17 protein-coding genes and 1 pseudogene are annotated in these 16,420 nt (G+C 59.7%); 8 read left to right on the forward strand and 10 right to left on the reverse strand.

The genetic code is table 11. The annotated features are described in order from the left end of the window. Nucleotides 1–68: 68 nt before the first annotated feature. The gene (locus tag SPBM01_RS14320; protein ID WP_235955278.1) at nucleotides 69–1,685 is read right to left on the reverse strand and encodes an ABC1 kinase family protein; all 1,617 of its coding nucleotides are present in this window, start codon (nucleotides 1,683–1,685) and stop codon (nucleotides 69–71) included. After that, entirely contained in the window at nucleotides 1,675–2,169 is a 495-nt protein-coding gene (locus tag SPBM01_RS14325) for a MarR family winged helix-turn-helix transcriptional regulator (RefSeq protein ID WP_024020669.1), read from the reverse strand. The genes SPBM01_RS14320 and SPBM01_RS14325 overlap by 11 nt, the downstream gene beginning before the upstream one ends. A 222-nt stretch (nucleotides 2,170–2,391) precedes the next feature. On the opposite strand from SPBM01_RS14325, the gene SPBM01_RS14330 reads away from it, so the two are divergent. From SPBM01_RS14330 to SPBM01_RS14350, 5 genes are all read left to right on the forward strand, one after another. Then, nucleotides 2,392–3,501, forward strand: a complete 1,110-nt coding sequence (locus SPBM01_RS14330) for an ABC transporter permease (protein WP_235955279.1) — start codon at nucleotides 2,392–2,394, stop codon at nucleotides 3,499–3,501. An 8-nt stretch (nucleotides 3,502–3,509) separates the two neighbouring features. Then, nucleotides 3,510–4,286, forward strand: a complete 777-nt coding sequence (locus SPBM01_RS14335) for an ABC transporter ATP-binding protein (RefSeq protein ID WP_031309820.1) — start codon at nucleotides 3,510–3,512, stop codon at nucleotides 4,284–4,286. Next, a complete protein-coding gene (locus SPBM01_RS14340) occupies nucleotides 4,286–5,215 on the forward strand; it encodes an MlaD family protein (RefSeq protein WP_024020666.1) in 930 nt (309 codons plus the stop codon). Before SPBM01_RS14335 ends, SPBM01_RS14340 begins: the two co-directional genes overlap by 1 nt. A gap of 137 nt (nucleotides 5,216–5,352) precedes the next feature. Beyond that, nucleotides 5,353–5,910 carry an ABC-type transport auxiliary lipoprotein family protein gene (locus SPBM01_RS14345; protein ID WP_235955281.1) on the forward strand — a complete coding sequence of 186 codons (558 nt, stop codon included), beginning with the start codon at nucleotides 5,353–5,355 and terminating at the stop codon, nucleotides 5,908–5,910. Between the two features lie 132 nt (nucleotides 5,911–6,042). Then, nucleotides 6,043–6,864, forward strand: coding sequence for an IS5 family transposase (locus SPBM01_RS14350; RefSeq protein ID WP_188065724.1), 822 nt, complete (start codon nucleotides 6,043–6,045; stop codon nucleotides 6,862–6,864). A gap of 49 nt (nucleotides 6,865–6,913) precedes the next feature. On the opposite strand, the gene SPBM01_RS14355 is transcribed toward SPBM01_RS14350, so the two are convergent. Then, the gene (locus tag SPBM01_RS14355; RefSeq protein ID WP_188062259.1) at nucleotides 6,914–8,290 is read right to left on the reverse strand and encodes a transposase; all 1,377 of its coding nucleotides are present in this window, start codon (nucleotides 8,288–8,290) and stop codon (nucleotides 6,914–6,916) included. 105 nt (nucleotides 8,291–8,395) lie between these two features. Between SPBM01_RS14355 and SPBM01_RS14360 the strand changes: the two genes are divergently transcribed. Next, nucleotides 8,396–8,680 carry a hypothetical protein gene (locus SPBM01_RS14360; protein WP_188062313.1) on the forward strand — a complete coding sequence of 95 codons (285 nt, stop codon included), beginning with the start codon at nucleotides 8,396–8,398 and terminating at the stop codon, nucleotides 8,678–8,680. Between the two features lie 196 nt (nucleotides 8,681–8,876). Here SPBM01_RS14360 and SPBM01_RS14365 read toward each other — a convergent pair whose 3' ends face one another. From SPBM01_RS14365 to SPBM01_RS14380, 4 genes and pseudogenes are all read right to left on the reverse strand, one after another. Beyond that, nucleotides 8,877–9,620 carry a TorF family putative porin gene (locus SPBM01_RS14365; protein WP_119749362.1) on the reverse strand — a complete coding sequence of 248 codons (744 nt, stop codon included), beginning with the start codon at nucleotides 9,618–9,620 and terminating at the stop codon, nucleotides 8,877–8,879. Next, nucleotides 9,617–10,066: a hypothetical protein gene (locus SPBM01_RS14370; protein WP_188062314.1), complete on the reverse strand. Its 450-nt coding sequence runs from the start codon at nucleotides 10,064–10,066 to the stop codon at nucleotides 9,617–9,619. The genes SPBM01_RS14365 and SPBM01_RS14370 overlap by 4 nt, the downstream gene beginning before the upstream one ends. Nucleotides 10,067–10,158: 92 nt before the next feature. Beyond that, on the reverse strand, nucleotides 10,159–10,266 hold the full coding sequence (locus SPBM01_RS22105; protein ID WP_316725876.1) for a hypothetical protein: 108 nt from the start codon (nucleotides 10,264–10,266) through the stop codon (nucleotides 10,159–10,161). A gap of 804 nt (nucleotides 10,267–11,070) precedes the next feature. Next, a pseudogene (locus SPBM01_RS14380) lies at nucleotides 11,071–11,430 on the reverse strand (bifunctional ornithine acetyltransferase/N-acetylglutamate synthase); the annotation flags it as partial. Between the two features lie 526 nt (nucleotides 11,431–11,956). On the opposite strand from SPBM01_RS14380, the gene rnk reads away from it, so the two are divergent. Together rnk and SPBM01_RS14390 are read left to right on the forward strand one after the other, a co-directional pair. Beyond that, the gene (gene rnk, locus SPBM01_RS14385) at nucleotides 11,957–12,373 is read left to right on the forward strand and encodes a nucleoside diphosphate kinase regulator (RefSeq protein ID WP_119749368.1); all 417 of its coding nucleotides are present in this window, start codon (nucleotides 11,957–11,959) and stop codon (nucleotides 12,371–12,373) included. Nucleotides 12,374–12,377: 4 nt separating this feature from the next. After that, nucleotides 12,378–12,674, forward strand: a complete 297-nt coding sequence (locus SPBM01_RS14390) for a hypothetical protein (RefSeq protein ID WP_096063962.1) — start codon at nucleotides 12,378–12,380, stop codon at nucleotides 12,672–12,674. A 663-nt stretch (nucleotides 12,675–13,337) separates the two neighbouring features. Here SPBM01_RS14390 and istB read toward each other — a convergent pair. The 3 genes from istB to SPBM01_RS22110 all read right to left on the reverse strand — a co-directional run bounded on the left by istB (nucleotide 13,338) and on the right by SPBM01_RS22110 (nucleotide 16,389). Beyond that, entirely contained in the window at nucleotides 13,338–14,147 is an 810-nt protein-coding gene (gene istB / locus SPBM01_RS14395) for an IS21-like element helper ATPase IstB (RefSeq protein WP_007686496.1), read from the reverse strand. Next, nucleotides 14,147–15,610, reverse strand: coding sequence for an IS21 family transposase (gene istA, locus SPBM01_RS14400; protein ID WP_164522016.1), 1,464 nt, complete (start codon nucleotides 15,608–15,610; stop codon nucleotides 14,147–14,149). Before istA ends, istB begins: the two co-directional genes overlap by 1 nt. Nucleotides 15,611–16,161: 551 nt before the next feature. Further along, nucleotides 16,162–16,389: a hypothetical protein gene (locus SPBM01_RS22110; RefSeq protein WP_037479451.1), complete on the reverse strand. Its 228-nt coding sequence runs from the start codon at nucleotides 16,387–16,389 to the stop codon at nucleotides 16,162–16,164. Between the last annotated feature and the right edge of the window lie 31 nt (nucleotides 16,390–16,420).

The following is a 16,420-nucleotide window of genomic DNA, read 5'->3' on the forward strand; positions in this document are numbered from 1 at the left end:
GACCTAGAAATCCTGGAGCCGGTAGCGCGACAAATGAGCTTTTAATTTTCGCGAGATTTGGAACGTGATCACCGCCGCTTCACTCGTTCGCCAATTGCCAGGGCAATGGAAAGCACCGCCAGCAGCCCGGCGATGATCGGTTCCGAGGCGAAAAGGATTGCAGCACATATTCCCAATGCTGCGGGGTAGAGCTGGGGAGTGGCTCTGCTGTTGCGCTCATCGCCGCGCAATCGTTCAAGATCCCTGGGTGCGATACTGACGGTGATCGATCCGGTACGCGCAACTCTCTCGATCTGTCCCACCAGGCTCGGCGTTGACAAGGCGGCTCTTCCAAGCGCTGCAAACAGCTTGCCCGCTTCGCCACGCAATCGCGCCGGACTCGTTCGCTCGCGCATCAGTTCCTTTGCCAACGGAGCCAGTTCTCGAGTGATGTCGAATGTCGGATCGATGCGCCGGACAAATCCCTCTGCCGTGAGCAGCGTCCGGAGCACCAGTGCCAGATCGGGCGGGAGCGCGAGATGAAAGTCGCGCAGTATCGCAAAGACGATTTGGAAAATGTCGGTAAGGTCAATTTGCTCGAGCAGGACATTGCTGAAACGGTTGATCAGTTCGGCCAGGGCCTCTTCCAGCCTGACACGGTCAACATCAGGGTCGCCCGCCCAAAGCAGCAGAATATCGACGACCCCGCCTGTGTCCTCCGCCGCGATCGCCAGGCCAAGCCGTACCAATTCTTCCCGGCGTCGTGGCAGAAGCGTCCCCACCGCTCCGAAGTCGATAAGCCCCAGCGTTCCGTCCTCCAGGAAAAAGACGTTGCCGGGGTGGGGATCGGCGTGGAAATGACCATTGATGACGATCATGTGGAGGATCGCCTGCGCATAGGTGCTGGCGAGGCTAATGAGATCAAGGTCGCTTTGCCGCGCCGCCTCCAGATTGCTTGCCGGAACGCCTCGAAACCGCTCCTGTATGTTGACACGCCTGCCGGACAACTCCCAGTCAAAGCGAGCCGTTCGCACGCCGAAAGCTTTGAGATACTCTCCGATCGTATCGCTGGCGCGAGCTTCCGCGCCAAGGTCCATTTCCCGATCGATACTTTCAGCGAAGTGGCGCAGCAGTTCGTCCGGCTTTAGTCGCGCGATCTCGGGGATGCGGCGCTCTGCGATCCGGGCGACGCGGCGCAGCAGCCGAAGGTCGGCGTCGACAATCCGCTCGATCCCGGGACGACGGACCTTGACGATAACGTCCCGGCCGTCGAGCAGCGTTGCTGCATGGACCTGAGCGATCGAGCCGGCCGCAATCGCTTCGTCTTCAAAGGAGGCGAAATAGCTTTCCACAGTTCCGCCGATCGCCTCTTCGATAAGTGGTTGCACGGTGGCGAACGGCAGCGGCGGAACCCGGTCCTGAAGTTTCGAAAGCGCATCGATCCAATCGGGCTCCAGCAGATCACTTCGCATTGCAAGAATCTGCCCGAACTTGACCGCTGCAGGACCGATATCTTGCAGCAGCGCAACGACTGCTTCTGGTCGAGCGCTATCAAATGGTTCCTCACCACCCAGTCTGAGACCTAGCCGGGAGGCCATTCCCTTGAGGCCGTGTCGCCCGAACAGAAGCAGGATTTGTGCGAACCGCTCCCGCTCCTTCAATGCGACCGCTTCAGGCCCGTCCATCAAATGAGGATCAGCCATCATTATGTGCCTTGAGCGTGGGGACGCGACCTCGGCGGAAGCCAGCTTGCGTTTCGAGTTGATCCACGACCTTGTCGAGGTGAAGGATCGCCCTATCCAATGCTTCCAGTTCTTCCGCGGTCAAGCTGCCGAAGGTCTTCGCCACAATGCCATCGTAGAGTGGCAGGGCCTGCTCCAGCATCGCCCTGCCTGCGTCCGTGATTTCCACGAGCTTTACACGACGGTCCTCTTCAACGGGCGAGCGCGTGACCAGATCATTCTGCTCCAACCAGTCAATCGCCTGGGTTACCGTGCGCGGGGCCTGATCGAAGAAGCTTGCAATATCGGTTGAGCGGCTGGGTTGCTCGGCGAGATATACCAGCAGCTTAAGACGGGCCATCGATGCTCCTTGGGACGCAAGGTGCGTGTCGATCAGCCGCCGCATTCTGTACCAGGTCCAGCCAAAGGCCGTCGCGAGTGCGCGCAAATGAACTTCCTGAGGTTCCATATGTTATGTCCTTGCTCAATCTTCGATGGCATGGCAAGGGGAGAGGATAAAGTTATGACTGCGACGAAGCTGGCACCTCTTGGCCCATGGCGTGCCATTGCTCGATCATCATCGTGAGACCCCAATGCTTGACCATGCCAAGGTTCAAGATATGCGCTGCGTGGCGTTGATGCCAGCAGGAGCCGAAATCGTCCGCTGCTCAATTCCCATGCTGCTAGTGCGATGATCGCGGCAGATTGGCATATTGACGAGGGTGGCGGCCCGACTCTGCATGTGAGCGGTGACTGGACTTCGCTTGCTTTGGGCGATGCGGCAGGGCGCCTGGGTGCCCAGTCGGCCGGGAGTCTAGACGTGCAGCGTCTCGATCTTTCTGCTCTGGGGCGGATCGACACTGCCGGTGCCCTCCTGCTTTTGCGGTCCATGGCTCCAGACGCCGATATAGACTTTGGCGAAAGAGAGGATTTGCAAAGGCTGATAGACCTTGTTCGACCTGCCCTTGAACAAGATACGGCCGGTAAGGCTGGCGTCACTGGTGTTCTGGGATTTTTCGAGCGCTTCGGCCGTCAGGTAGTCGGGATCGCCGATGACGCCTACCAGATGCTGGTGTTCACTGGGCAGCTTATTGTGGCGCTCGGCCGTACCCTTGGCGATCCTCGCCGACTGCGCATGACGCCGCTTGTCGCGTTCATGCAGGACGCGGGCATTAATGGGCTTCCGATAGTTTTTATCATGACCTTCTTCATCGGCGCGGTCATTGCGCTCGTTGGCACCAACCTTTTGACAACGCTTGGCGTTGAGGTGTTCACGATCCAGTTGGTGGGCGTGGCCATCCTGCGCGAGTTCGGCGTGGTGATCACTGCCATCCTTCTGTCTGGACGTTCCGCATCTTCCTTTGCCGCTCAGATCGGTTCGATGCGGATGAACCAGGAAACCGATGCGATGCAGGTTATGGGCGTGGACCGCTTCGATGCGCTGGTAATCCCGCGCATCTTAGCCGCGCTTCTCATGATGCCTCTTATGACCTTCTGCGCGGATATCGGCGGTCTTGCTGGCGGACTCTTGGTCAGTTGGGTGACGATTGATATCAGCCCGGTCTTCTTCATCCAGCGTACGCTCGAAACGGTGGACATTAAGCATTTCTGGATAGGCATGTGCAAAGCGCCGTTTCTGGCTCTGATCATCGCTGCTGCGGGCTGTCGGCATGGCCTTATGGTCGGCGGCGACGTCCAAAGCCTTGGTCAAAATGTGACGTCCGCGGTCGTCCAGTCAATCTTCATGGTCATTATGTTCGATGCGATTTTCGCGGTTATCTTCATGGCGCTCGATCTGTGAGGGCGCTTGTGGAAACCGATGCCGAAGACGTGCCCATTCGCGTCAAAGGCCTGCGCACGGCTTTTGGCGACAAGGTCATCCATGAGGATCTCGGCCTTGAGGTCAAGCGCGGTGAGATATTGGGTGTGGTTGGCGGATCGGGTTCCGGTAAGTCGGTGCTGCTCAACACCATCCTGGGCCTCAAGCAGCCCGATGGCGGATCCGTCGAGATATTCGGGCAGGACATCCGCGATCCGCAAGCGCACAGTGAAGTCGAGCGTCGGATTGGGGTGATGTTCCAGCAAGGCGCATTATTCTCCTTTCTCACCGTACAAGAAAATGTCGAGGCGCCACTTCTGGAACATACGAAACTTACACGTGAGTATGTGCACGATCTTGCAAGGCTGAAGATCAAGCTTGCTGGTTTGCCGGAAGATGCAGGCTGCTTGAAGCCTGCCGAGCTATCTGGCGGAATGCGCAAGCGCGCGGGGGTAGCCCGCGCAATCGCGCTGGATCCTGATATCCTCTTTCTCGACGAGCCGACTGCCGGCCTCGATCCAATTGCTGCAGCCGAATTCGATGATCTTATCAGAACATTGCGGGATGCTCTTGGCTTCACCGTGTTCATAATAACCCACGACCTCGATACTCTGTACGCGATTTGCGACCGCGTTGCGGTTGTCGCTGACAAGAAAATCGCCGCTGTTGCAACGATCAAAGAACTTGAACGGTCAGATCACCCGTGGATCCGGAGCTATCTTCTGGGACCGCGCGGCCGTGCCGCGAAAAAAGAGAAAGAAAGCTGATGGAACGCCATGCCAACTATGCTCTGGTAGGCGCCGCCTCCATCGCGTTGCTTATCGCCACGCTTGTTTTTGTGGTCTGGCTCGGCGGTTCGGCCAAAGGAAGTGATTCTTACCAGATCGTGTTTCATGGGCCGGTCAGAGGTTTAAGCGTTGGAGGCGAAGTGCAGTTCAACGGCATCAAGGTCGGGGAAATCGGCGGAATCCGCCTCGACCAGCGCGACCCCAACCGTGTGATCACGGATATCGAACTGACGCGCGGGACACCGGTGCGCGAAGATTCGGTCGCATCCTCTGAAAGTCAGGGCATCTCAGGGGTCAGCATCGTTCAAATCAGCGCGGGCACGCCGAGCAAGCCGCTGCTCAAGACCAATGATCACGGTAAGCGGCCTGTCATCGCCAGCAAGCCCAACGCTATGTCTTCATTGCTGCAAGGCGGAGGACAGGTGGTGGCAAGCGCGACCGAGGCACTGAGCCGTGTGAACAAGGTCCTTTCGGATCGTAATATCGCCAACATCGGCGGTGCCATTCGCGATGTCCGAATGACTACGGCGGAACTGGCGGCCAATCGGACCATGTTCGCCCATGCCGGTTCCGCGCTCGCCAAACTGGATCGGGCGGCTGACGATATTCAGGGCGCGGCCTCGGCCGTTCGGCAGATTGCCGATGGCGATGGCAAGCGCGCCTTCGCCGATATCTCCCAGGCGGCAAACGAACTCAAATCGGCAGTTCATGAGGCTCGCGGCGTGATCGCCAAACTCGACACGCAAAGCGCCGATATCGGAACGACCACGATCCCTAATATCAATGCGACCATGCTGACCTTGCAAGAAACAGCTGAATCGCTGGACGGGCTAATTCGCGGGATCCGACAAAGTCCCCGCGAAGCTCTGGCCAAAAGCCGGGGTGCTGAACTGGAGTTGCCTAAGTGACATTATCAACCAGGAATCGGACTTTTGCACTTCTGTCGAGCGCCTTGCTGCTGGGTAGCTGTGGAAACCTGCTAGGCGGCGGCGAGCGCGCTGACCTTTTCAGGTTTGGCGTGGTTGAGCCCACGTCCGTCACCGGGATGCAGGGTGCGCTCCCGACTCGCTCTGTATCTCTGCTTCGCCCCCGGTTCTCGCAGGAGGTAGAGGGCGATCGCATGCTCACCACGCGGGGGGAACGTGCGCTCTACCTTAAGGGGGTTCGTTGGGTGGCGCCGGTCCCCGATCTTTTCACCCAGGCGCTGATGCGTCAATATGCGGCGCGGGCACCTGACGTGCGCCTGACGGGCGTCAGAAATGCCACCGGGGCATCGCATGCGCTGCAGATTGATATCGAGCGATTCGAAGCACGGTATGCCCTAGATGGGGGTGAAAAAGCACCGCCCACTGTCATTATCGAAGGCGATGCAACCCTGTTTGACCTTACTGATCGTCGTCCCGTTGAGGCCAAGCGCTTCTTGGTGCAGGAGCCAGCGTCCGCAAATACCACGAGCGGGATAGTCGCCGCTTTCGATCGTGCAGTAGCTCGCTCAACCACAGAATTGACGGATTGGTCCGCGCAAGCAGCGCGGAAGCATTCCACGGAGCGCGCGCTTGATACATCGAAGGATCGAATGGAACGCAAGCAGGGGATAAATTGATCATGAACTTGTCGCCGATCTCTACAATCTTAGTGTCTGATCCGAAATTAAGTTGAGTGGTATCAGCAGGTTGGCTTGACGGCCTGGCCTGTCGTTGATTCAGGGGTTTTGCGAAACTACCAAGGATCAACGATGTGGACCGATACCACTCGCGCACTTCATGCGCGACGCGGACTGAATTTGCCAAGTGATTTGACGGATGCCGAGTGGTCGGTGCTCGAACCGCTGTTGCCACCGGCATCGCATGTGGGGCGACCGCGTAAATGGCCGATGCGACGGATTGTCGAGGCGATACTGTTCCTGCTGCGTGGAGGCTTGCCATGGCGGATGCTGCCTCCATGCTTTCCGCCGGTCTCGACGGTGCGGCGCTGGTTTTACCTCTGGCGCGACACCGGCCTGTGGCTGACGATCAACCATGTTTTGCTTATGGCATGCCGCGAGATGACGGGCCGGGAAGCATCGCCATCGGCAGGTGTGATCGACAGCCAGAGCGTCAAAACCACGGAAAGCGGCGGTCCTTGTGGCTATGACGCTGGCAAGAAGGTCAAGGGTCGCAAACGCCATATCTTGACCGACACCGAGGGAAATCTGGTGCATGCCGTGATCCACACGGCTGACATTCAGGACCGTGACGGCGCGCCGATGGTGCTGCGCGAAATCATCCGGCGCTTTCCGTGGTTGCGCCATCTCTTTGCTGATGGCGGCTATGCTGGCGACAAACTCAGGCAAGCTCTGCGACGAATGGGGAAATGGACCGTCGAAATCATCAAGCGGTCGGACACCGCCAAAGGCTTCGAAGTGCTGCCACGCAGATGGGTTGTCGAACGCACACTGGCTTGGCTGAACCGAAACCGCCGCCTCGCCAAGGATTTTGAGCACACCATCGCATCGGCAACCGCGTGGCTGTTCATAGCTTCCATCCAGCTATTCGCCCGTCGCATCGCAAGGCTATGAAATCTCATCGGATAATTATGAATCAGGCACTTAGCTCGACTTTGTACGATCAGGTAGCGAAGCATAGTGCCTGTGCCATGCGTTTTAGGCGGGTTGTGGGAATATAGTGCGGTTCTGGGTGCGGCGGGGAGTGTTGATTAATGTCTCCGACCCAGAGTTGGAGGCGGACGGCTCCGATGGCGTCACTGAATGTCAGGCTGGTTTTTCGATACCACGCGGCGGAATAAGGGGTGCTTTTAGTGGTCAACAGATCGCAGGCCCATAGCGATATAAGGCTGTAGAGACCCAGCAGCGCCGGCGTGGTTCGCGCTATGGCTTTGTCGGTCCACTGGCGCTGTGTCTCGACACCCAAGTGCGCGCGGGTTTCGGCAAAGGTGACCTCGATCTGCCATCGGCGGACGTAGAGGGCGATTATCTCGGCGGGCTCGAGGGTGATGTCGGTACTGAAGAAGGCCTGCGGGCCGCGCTTTCCTTCAGGATCGCGAACCAGGACCCATCGGACCGGCAAGACCGGAGTGCCGGGCCTGTACCATAAGGCGATGTCAGATGTGATCTCGAGCATCTTGCCGTTGAGATGGCCATACCAGGCAGAGACGAGAATGCTGGTCCAGCGTGTCGCCGGGTTGGCGAGCAGGGTCTTGAGTTTTGGTAATGCTCGCCCTTTCTGCGCCGGTCGCCCCATCGTGCGTGCCGTTCGCCCCGCAGGCTGCGCAAACAAGTTGGCGTCGAGCCGCAGTCGGCTGATGAGTGTGGCCCGGCGGACGATCGCATGTGCCAGTTCGTGGACAGCAAAGCTGCTGTCGCCAATGAAGATGATCCGCCGACCCGGCAGCCAGCGAGACAGCTGCAGCGCGCCCTGCCGGGCCCAGTCCGTCAGCAATTTATGACGACAGCCGCGTTGACGGTTCGATCGTTCCGAAGGAGCGAGCAACGTCAAGACTGGCAGTGCCTTGATCAGGCGGGTCCATGACACCGGGGTGAGCACCATGAAGCTGAGCCAGCGCAGTCCGCTGGCTTTGACGAAATGGCCGTGACTGGAGCGGACCGGGTCGCGGTAGATACCCCGTGCGGTGATCCGGCGCCCCCATCGCCGTTCAATGGTGTCGTCCATACCGATGACCACAGGACCATCGGGCACGAGCCGTTCGACCACAATGCCCAGTAAACGCCTGGCAACGGCACGCGAACTCCAGCGGGCGCGGTTGAGGATCTGGTGATAGGTTGCAAAGTTGGCAGCATCGGCTCGGCCGGTCACACGCAGGCAAGACGTAACGGTCCGTTTGCCCGTGGCCAGCAGGCCGCCCATCACAAGAACAAGTACATGCTCCCAACTGGGAGCCGTAAAGCAGGGACGCCATGCCTGCAGCCATTGGCGCAGAATCTGGGGGACGGGATCGCCGATAACGGCCTTGTTCTGGTCCAGCATTCCATGCTTCGAATCCTGACTGAAGCACGTTGCAACGCTTAGGCTGTTGCCATGCGGCGAGGTGACTCGAATATGCTGTGACCCGACGGCAGCTATGGATGCACCATGAAAGACGAGGAAATCATTCTGCGCATCGAGACGTTCGACGCGGCCAACGGCGGCGGCGTCGGATGGTATGAGGACAAGGGCGCTTACCATCTCTATCTGCTGGAAACCGAGGCACCGATCGCCCGCCTCAAGCCTGTCGGCACGCGCGACGAAATCAGGCTCGGCTACTGGTCACACCGGCGAAAATGGGAAGATATCGACGATATGGGCGGATGCGTCTTGCCCCTCGATCAAGCCCTCGACCACATCGCTGAAAACAGCATCTTCTGGACCTGGACCTGACCAAAAACGTACAAAGCCGAGCTTAGTGATCGGCGTCAACATTTTCTCGTTTCTACGCTCTTGACTGATTTTGGGAAGCCGCTCGCGTTCAGAAAACGCGAGCGATTGTGGGAACCACTAAATTAACGGCAAAGCGTCGATTGCTCGCCGATCGCAACCTGTTGGTATCATCGGATGATGGAGCATCTGGTAATCCTCAGAACGAAACCTGTACGCGCCCTACGATTCTGTCTCCGGCGTTGCGTTGATCGGCAAACCGGCTGGCAGTGGCGGTGCGGGAGACTTCAGTCCCAATATAATCGACGCCGATCGTCAGACGGTCACGACGATGCTCGAGACCCAGCCGCCAGTTGGTGTAACTGCCGCCCGGACGAAGACGCTGCGCCCGACTGGGGTCGCGGACGCTGCCGGACGAGTGGCCGACCTCGGCCAGCATCGTCAGCGGCGTACCAGGAATACCGGCATTGGCGTTCGCATAGGCATACACGTTGCTGCCACCGATCGCGCGCTGCGACGGCGCGCCGATCACGCCGACCGTGGCGTAAAGCGGACCATAGGCATAGCTTGCCGACACGCCGGCCTCGACATAGTCCATGCGGCCCCGCGCGCCCGCGAATGCGTGGCCGGTGGCGTCGGTACGGATACGCACCGCACCCAGATCCCAGTCGGTTCCCACCGAAAGGTCGACGACCGCATCGGCGCCACCGTGTCGCACGCTGTTTCGAAGCGTTACCACGCGCGCCGATGCATCAAGCCGGCCGCGCGAGACGCGAATATCGCCTGCCAGCGCGGCACGTCCTTCACTCCAACTCAGCCCGCGGCGTTCCTCCTCGCTCATTACCTCCAAGGTTACCGAACCGGCATCCTGTGCAAACGCGGGCGTGATCAGGCCGCAGCTCGCGGCACCGAGCACTCCCGCCAATTGAACGCGGCGGATCATCCAGCGCGCTGCGGACTGTGGATCTGGTCGAGCTCGACGCGCAGCATCTGCTCGTCTTCCTGCGCCAGCTTTACCAGATGCTGCTGCATGTCCGCGGACTTCGTCGCGACCTCCTTCCTGATCGCGCCATGGCTCGAAACGCACCAGCCGGGCCGGGTGCCCGAAATCACCGGTTCGCTATTCATGCTGCGCACCAGCCTGGTACCCGATGCCGCGACCGCGTGTCGCGCCACCGACATGCTCGCCGCCCAGTCGCAGCGTAGCGACGACGGTCTTCCGCCAGGTGCAACCGCGCCCACCTGCTTATGGGTGATGACCACGTCGCCGCGATATTTGACGGCGACCGGACCGCTGCGGTGATCCACCTGGTTCTGATGATCGACAGTTATGCCGACGGCCGCACCGGTAGCAGCAAGCACCAAGCCGGCAGTTAGAAAATAGGCCATTTTCGCTCTCCTTTTGTCATCCCGATCCATTCTGATCGGTGAAGCCAATCCTTACGGACGATGATTCTACAACGATGGTTCAGCGTGTCGGTTCAGCTGAACTGCGGCCGCAAGGCGCGTGCGTGCAGGCGGTCCTTTACGCCGAGACGCAACCGCTTCAAACGAAATAGCCGCAAGGTATCGGGCATGCGTCGCTTCATCTCGACGCGGATCTGCTCATCCAGCCGCGCATGCAACTGGGTCAACTTGTGAGAAAATATAGGCAAAGCCGCTCTCCAACCAACGATTAAACGATCGGATCAGCCGCGATGAAAGCAGGCAAACAGGCCAGGCCTAGACATCGAGATAACCCGATGCGGTCCGACATCACGTTCGTCCAGAGACGATCGCCAGAGGGGCCCGGCCCGCTCCCTCGAGCTAGGGTTTTCGCCGGTCAAGGTCAATAGGAGAGCGAATGGATTTGCACGAGTTGACATTAGGACACGGGTCCCCGATGTTACTGACATGTACGCTCCTACGACACATAAGCGTTTCCGCGACCACGCCGGCCAACTCGCCGCACGCGCTTAGCCCGAGCTCGCGGCCACTGCCGTTCGAGTTCGGGCTTTATTCGATCTGACCTTTGGGACGCGTTCTGCGCGCCCATGATCTCGAATAAGTGGAAACCGTGTAGTGGAAAACCAAGTCTCGAAATCCGATGACTTGTGTCAAGATGACCGTCAGCATCAGGTTGCCAATCCAGCACCTCAGCCTTTCCTGCGGATGAGGCCACAAAACTTTTTCTCGAACGAATTTGATCTGGAAATTGTAGAAGACTATTCTAAGGCAGATACCGAGGATAGGCGAAATGAAGGTAAAGACTGGCTAAGCCGACTTATGGAGCTTAACCTTTTACTTTTAATCGTTCTGGTTGGCGTACCGGTGCTGGTATATTGCGTCTTATCCTCCGCACTTTAGACAGGACAAGATCCCGCTTTTGCGCCGCAACCGGGAGTGCGGATAAAACCGATCTTGATTTCCTGACCCATCAGATATGCCGCCACAGGCGCCTCGTCATACCCGCTCAGCGCAAGCCCACCCTCGGCAACCTGCGTGTTCCCAAAGCGGATCGACAGCGTATCGCGGTCGGCGGGTTCACCGGCCTTGCCGACCGCCATCACGACCCGGCCCCAGTTGGCGTCCTCGCCGGCAATGGGCGTCTTCACCAGCGGCGAGTTGACGATGCTCATCGCGATACGGTGTGCGCTGCGGTCGCTCTCCGCGCAAGTGACCTGAATCTCGATCAGCTTCTGTGCGCCCTCGCCATCGCGGACGACGAGCATCGCGAGCTGGTGGCAAAGGTCCTCTAACGCCGCGCGAAATGCAGACGTCTGACTCGTATCACTGAAGGCTCGGGCCATACCGTTTTCCGACACCCTGCAGATCACCGGTGTTCTTGCTTTACCCCGAGGTCCCTGCCGCTGCTCAGTAGCACTGTCGGAAAGGTTGTGTTTTCCGACAGGGTTCGGCTCTTAAAAGCTGCCGGGCCGCTTCCTCCCAAATTCACGAGAAAAGTCGGCCACTTTTTGAAAGCGGACGTTTCGAACCGTGGTTCTGACACTTCCTGCCTCGCAAAATGTGTGGGGCCTGCGGCAGCTTCACAGCCGACCGGTTGTGACACCGTACGCTCGATAGAAGTGCCAAGGGTTGACGTAACCTGTTGCAGGCATCATCTTCGATTGATGTACGCTCCCGCGACATACAGGCGCTTTCGCCACCACGCCGGGCAACTCGCCGCGCGCCTGTAGCCCGGGCTTTGAACGGCGTTGCCGCCTGAGTTCGGGCCTTATTCGATCTGATCCTTATGGTCGCGCCGTGCGCGCCGGTCTTGAATGGCGGAAAGCTGCTGCAATGGAACAATACACTCTCCCGGCGAATAGTCGTCCGACTATCCATCTTACCGCTGGCGAATGCGACGCGCTCTCGGAACTGGCGCTTAGCGCCGAACACAGGGACCCACATTCCTCGGCGATGCTTCTGGCCGAGCTTTATCGCGCCGAGTTGTGCGAGCCGGGCGAACTGCCGGAGCAAACGGTGGCGATGAACTCGCGGATCGACTTCATCTATGAAGGCACTGGCGCGCGCCGCACCGTGCAACTCGTCTATCCGCGCGATGCGGACATAGCTGCAGGACGCGTTTCGATACTGACTCCGATTGGTGCCGGCCTGATCGGCATGACAGCCGGGTCTTCGATCCGCTGGCCGGATCGCGATGGCCATGACCGGCTGTTGCGCATCGTGAGCGTGACGCCGCCCGGAGAGGGTTGAGGCCATGATCGAGGAACTGGCCCGTCACCGCTGCACCGGGGATGACGGCACGCCTTTGTTCGTGGTTGAGCACCGCCACCTCTTCACTTCGCAAGGGGGAGTAGGAGCGCGACAACATCGCGGCTCGGCCTGGACAACTCTGCTCAACGGCGAGCCTGTGCGCTACATCGACAACCGGACCTTTGAAGTGATCGCGACGGGTGAGCTGCTTGCCCACGATCCGCAGCGTTGCGACTGTGCGCCCGCAGTCAGGATCGCGACACGGGATGGTAGCAAGGAAAATATGGCGGGGCAGACATAGCCATGTCCGTCTGGATTACCCGATCAGCCCCCGATAACCTGCGCACGGCGCGCGAACTGCGCGCGTTGGGACAAATAATCGATCGGCTGCCGCGTCGATTTGACATTAAGGAGGTGTACCGCGATGTTCGCTGGATGCCTCTGCTTGAGACATATAAGCGGTTCATTGATCACGCCGGCCAACTCGCCGCACGCCGCTAGCCCGAGCTCGCGGACATTTGCCGCTTGAGTTCGGGCTCTATTCGATTTTGATCCCGCGGATGCGCGAAGCGCGTCCGCGATCTCGAATAAGCGGGAATCGCACATGTCAGAATTTACTGAAAAGCCGCACCATCGCCTATCGCACCATATCGATGGGATTCGCATCGTAGAGAATCGCCAGCGGTTACGCTCAAGACCCAAGCATGTAGCGCGACGATTACGGTGTCCGGTCGGCGTCAATTTTGATGGCCGATAGGTGGCCGCGCCGGTTGGTGAATTCTGGCTACCATTTGCTGTTGCGAGGAGCAACCGTCGAGCGACAATTACGACGCTGGGTAATTGTCGCTGGCGCTGGCCGGAAGCGAGGGTTTGAAGCGCATGGGATGGTTGGCATGTAATTGCCGCTGGCGACAATTACCCGTTGCCTCAGCAAGGGTGCTCCCGAGCGCGAAGCCAGCGACAATTATGATGGCCGGTCCGGGGCGCCATTGGGCGGGTCGTAATCGCCGGCGTTGATGCGGGCGACGGCGGAACGCTTGCGGTAGCTTTCGCCGTTCATCTCGATGATGGTCGAGTGGTGCACGAGGCGGTCGATCGCGGCGACAGTCATGGCGGGATCAGGGAAGACGTTGTCCCATGCCGAAAATGGCTGGTTGGCGGTAATGGCGAGCGAGTGGCGTTCGTAGCGGTGGGCGATGAGCTCGAACAAGGCGCTGGTCTCGACCTGGTCCTTGCGGACGTAGGACAGATCGTCGAGCACGATGAGATCGAACTTGTCGAGCTTGTCGAGCATGGCGGGCAGGCTGAGGTCGCGGCGCGCGGACTGGAGCTTCTGGACCATGTCGGTGGTGGAGCAGAACAGGACGCGCCGCCCCGTGTCGATGAGGGCATGGCCAATGGCGGCAACTGCGTGCGTCTTGCCGGTCCCACTCTGGCCGAACAGCAGCAGGTTGCCGCCGTTCTCGATCCAGTCGTCACCGGCGGCGAGGGACAAGAGGTGCGGTTTGCGGATGCCGGGGGCGGCGTCGAAATCGAAGGTGGCGAAGGTCTTGCCTGCGGGCAAGCCGGACTGGTCGCGATGGCGCTGGATGCGCCGGGAGGAGCGATCAGCCATCTCGATCTCGAGAAGCGAGGCCAGCAGGTTGGCGGCCGGCCAGCCATCGCGATCGGCGGTGTCGGTGAGGCGCTTCCAGTTGCGGTTGATGCTCGGCAGGCGCAAGGCCTTCAGCAGGGTAGGCAGTACGGCGGCGGCCTGATCCTTGGTGCGGGTCATCAGTGCACCTCCCCGCTGGCGATCAGGCTGTTGTAGCTGTGCAGATCGGGTGGCGGGATAGCGACATCGCGCTGCGATCTTGCGGTTGGCAGGAACTCGTCCCTGAGGCTCTCGACATCGGGCAAGCGCCCGCTGTCGAGAGCCTCATCGATCCGCCGGGCCAGCACGTCGACACAGTCGCCCCTGGCGGCGATATCGAGCAGCGCGACGGCATCGCGGCAGGCCTGCCGTCCATCGAGTTGGGCATCGAAGGCTTGCCAGGCCCGCCGGTAGGCGTGATCGGGGAAGAGGGCTTCGCGGTAGACGAGGTTGCGCAGTGCACCGGGCTTGCGGCGCAGGTTACCGATCATGTGCCGGAAATCGATGCTATGCCCCCGGTGGGGATGACTGATCCGCACACGCGGCGTGGACATTACCCTGTCCGGGCCGAGGAAGAGCTCGATGCGATCGTCAAAGAGATGCGCGTTGAGGCGCCGTCCGACGAGGCGGGAAGGCACCGAATAGGTAACCCGATCGATGGCGACGGTGCCGTTGCGGGTGACATCGACGGTGACCATGGCGAAATCGGTGGTTCGCCTTGCGGGCAGCGCCTTGAGTACCCTGCGTTCTGCATCGATGCGCGCAGCATGCCGCCGGTTCTGTCTGGCGACCTGCGCCTCAACGAACTCGCGCCAGGCCTCGATGCTGACGAAATCGCGGCTGCCCCGCCGGCGTAAGGCCTGATCGAGCCGTCGCTTGAGATGGGCATGGGGACCTTCGATCGATCCGTTCTCGTGCGCCTCGCCGCGGTTGTTGCGGGTAGCAAGCATGCGGTAATGACGACACAGCTCGTCATAGCTTCGGGTGAAATCCCGCTGCGCATCGGCGTCGAGGTTTTTGTAGGCGGCTGACAGGGAATCGCTGCGGTGTTCGGCCGGCGCACCGCCCAGCTTCCACAACGCATCCTGCAGGTGCTCCGAAAGGGCGGCAAAGCTCTCCCCGCCCAGCACGACAGCCGCATGCTCCCAGCCACTCGCCGCCAAGCGGAAGTGGTAGAGGCGATAGGCCAGGGTCTCGCCGGCAACAGTGACCTTGAGACTGTCGCATACCGTGAAATCCGACAGGCCCTGCCGACCGGGCTCATGATGCTGCGGGAAGAAGATCTCCTTCTCGCCGCCGTGCAGTGCCCGCCAGCGGGCGATCCGGCGTTCCAGTGTTCGTCGTATCGCATCGGGAACAGCATCCTCGCCGAACTCGTCCTGGAGCGTCTCGAAGACCGTGACGGCAATGATACCGTCGATCTGGAGCAACTCCTCTATACGTGGCCAGAATGGCTCGAGCGGATCGGCGCGGGTGCGCCAGTGGCGCTCCTTCTTCTTCTGGGACGGAAGCTGCGGATCGTTCTCGATCCGGCGTGCGCTGCGTTCGCTGATACCGGCCTTGGCAGCCGCGACGGCCTGGGTGTGTTGGCGACGATGGGTCATGAAGAGAAATACCTGCTGATCGGAAATGTGGTGGCCCGGCATCGCAAACCCATCGCTCGTTGTTCGATGAGTGTTCCGATACCACCGCCCGCCACAGCCCCGATCTGCCCCCCGAAAGAAGGGGAAAAAGATCGCCACCGGTTGTCTGGTCCGCTCTCCGGTCGGGGCTGCGCCCCTCCCTACGATCAGACCAGACAACCGATCCTACCGGCCATCATAGTCGCCGCTCAACCGGCCATCGTAGTTGTCGCCGCGCACAAGCACTTCTTTTCTAACAATTTCTCTCTGGAAATAGAAGACGAAGCGACCACACATTATGAAACCGATTCCAACAGCAGGCTCAGTCGTCTGGGTAGATTTATTGACCTAAACCTTGCTTTCCTAATTCTGGTCGTTGGCGTTCCAATACTTGTTTATTGCGTGATTAGCTCGTCGCTTTGATAGGCCAGATCGGCATCATCGTCCATGACCGTTGGTATCACCGGTCATGGACGGTGCGTCGAATTTTGACATTGGCTTTCCCGAAGCCTGTTTCCGATCTGATGCATAAATCACAATTTGTGCATCAGATCGAGAATGGCGGAAATCTGCGCCTCTCCCTGATGCAAAAATCTGATGCACAGATAGTGCCCATAATAGTGGGCGAAGCCACCGTTGGGCAAACTAATCTTGCGGCTCTGCCGCAGTGGCTCCGCTGCGCAGTCGGTTTTCCCGTGTTGCCAGTTCTTCAAACCGACACAGCGGCACAGCCTCGGAAAGCTGACGGTAGAATTGAACATGAAACCGGACGGGTCCAAGCGGCACAACATG

This window comes from Sphingobium sp. KCTC 72723 (assembly GCF_014280435.1).
Classification (GTDB): domain Bacteria; phylum Pseudomonadota; class Alphaproteobacteria; order Sphingomonadales; family Sphingomonadaceae; genus Sphingobium.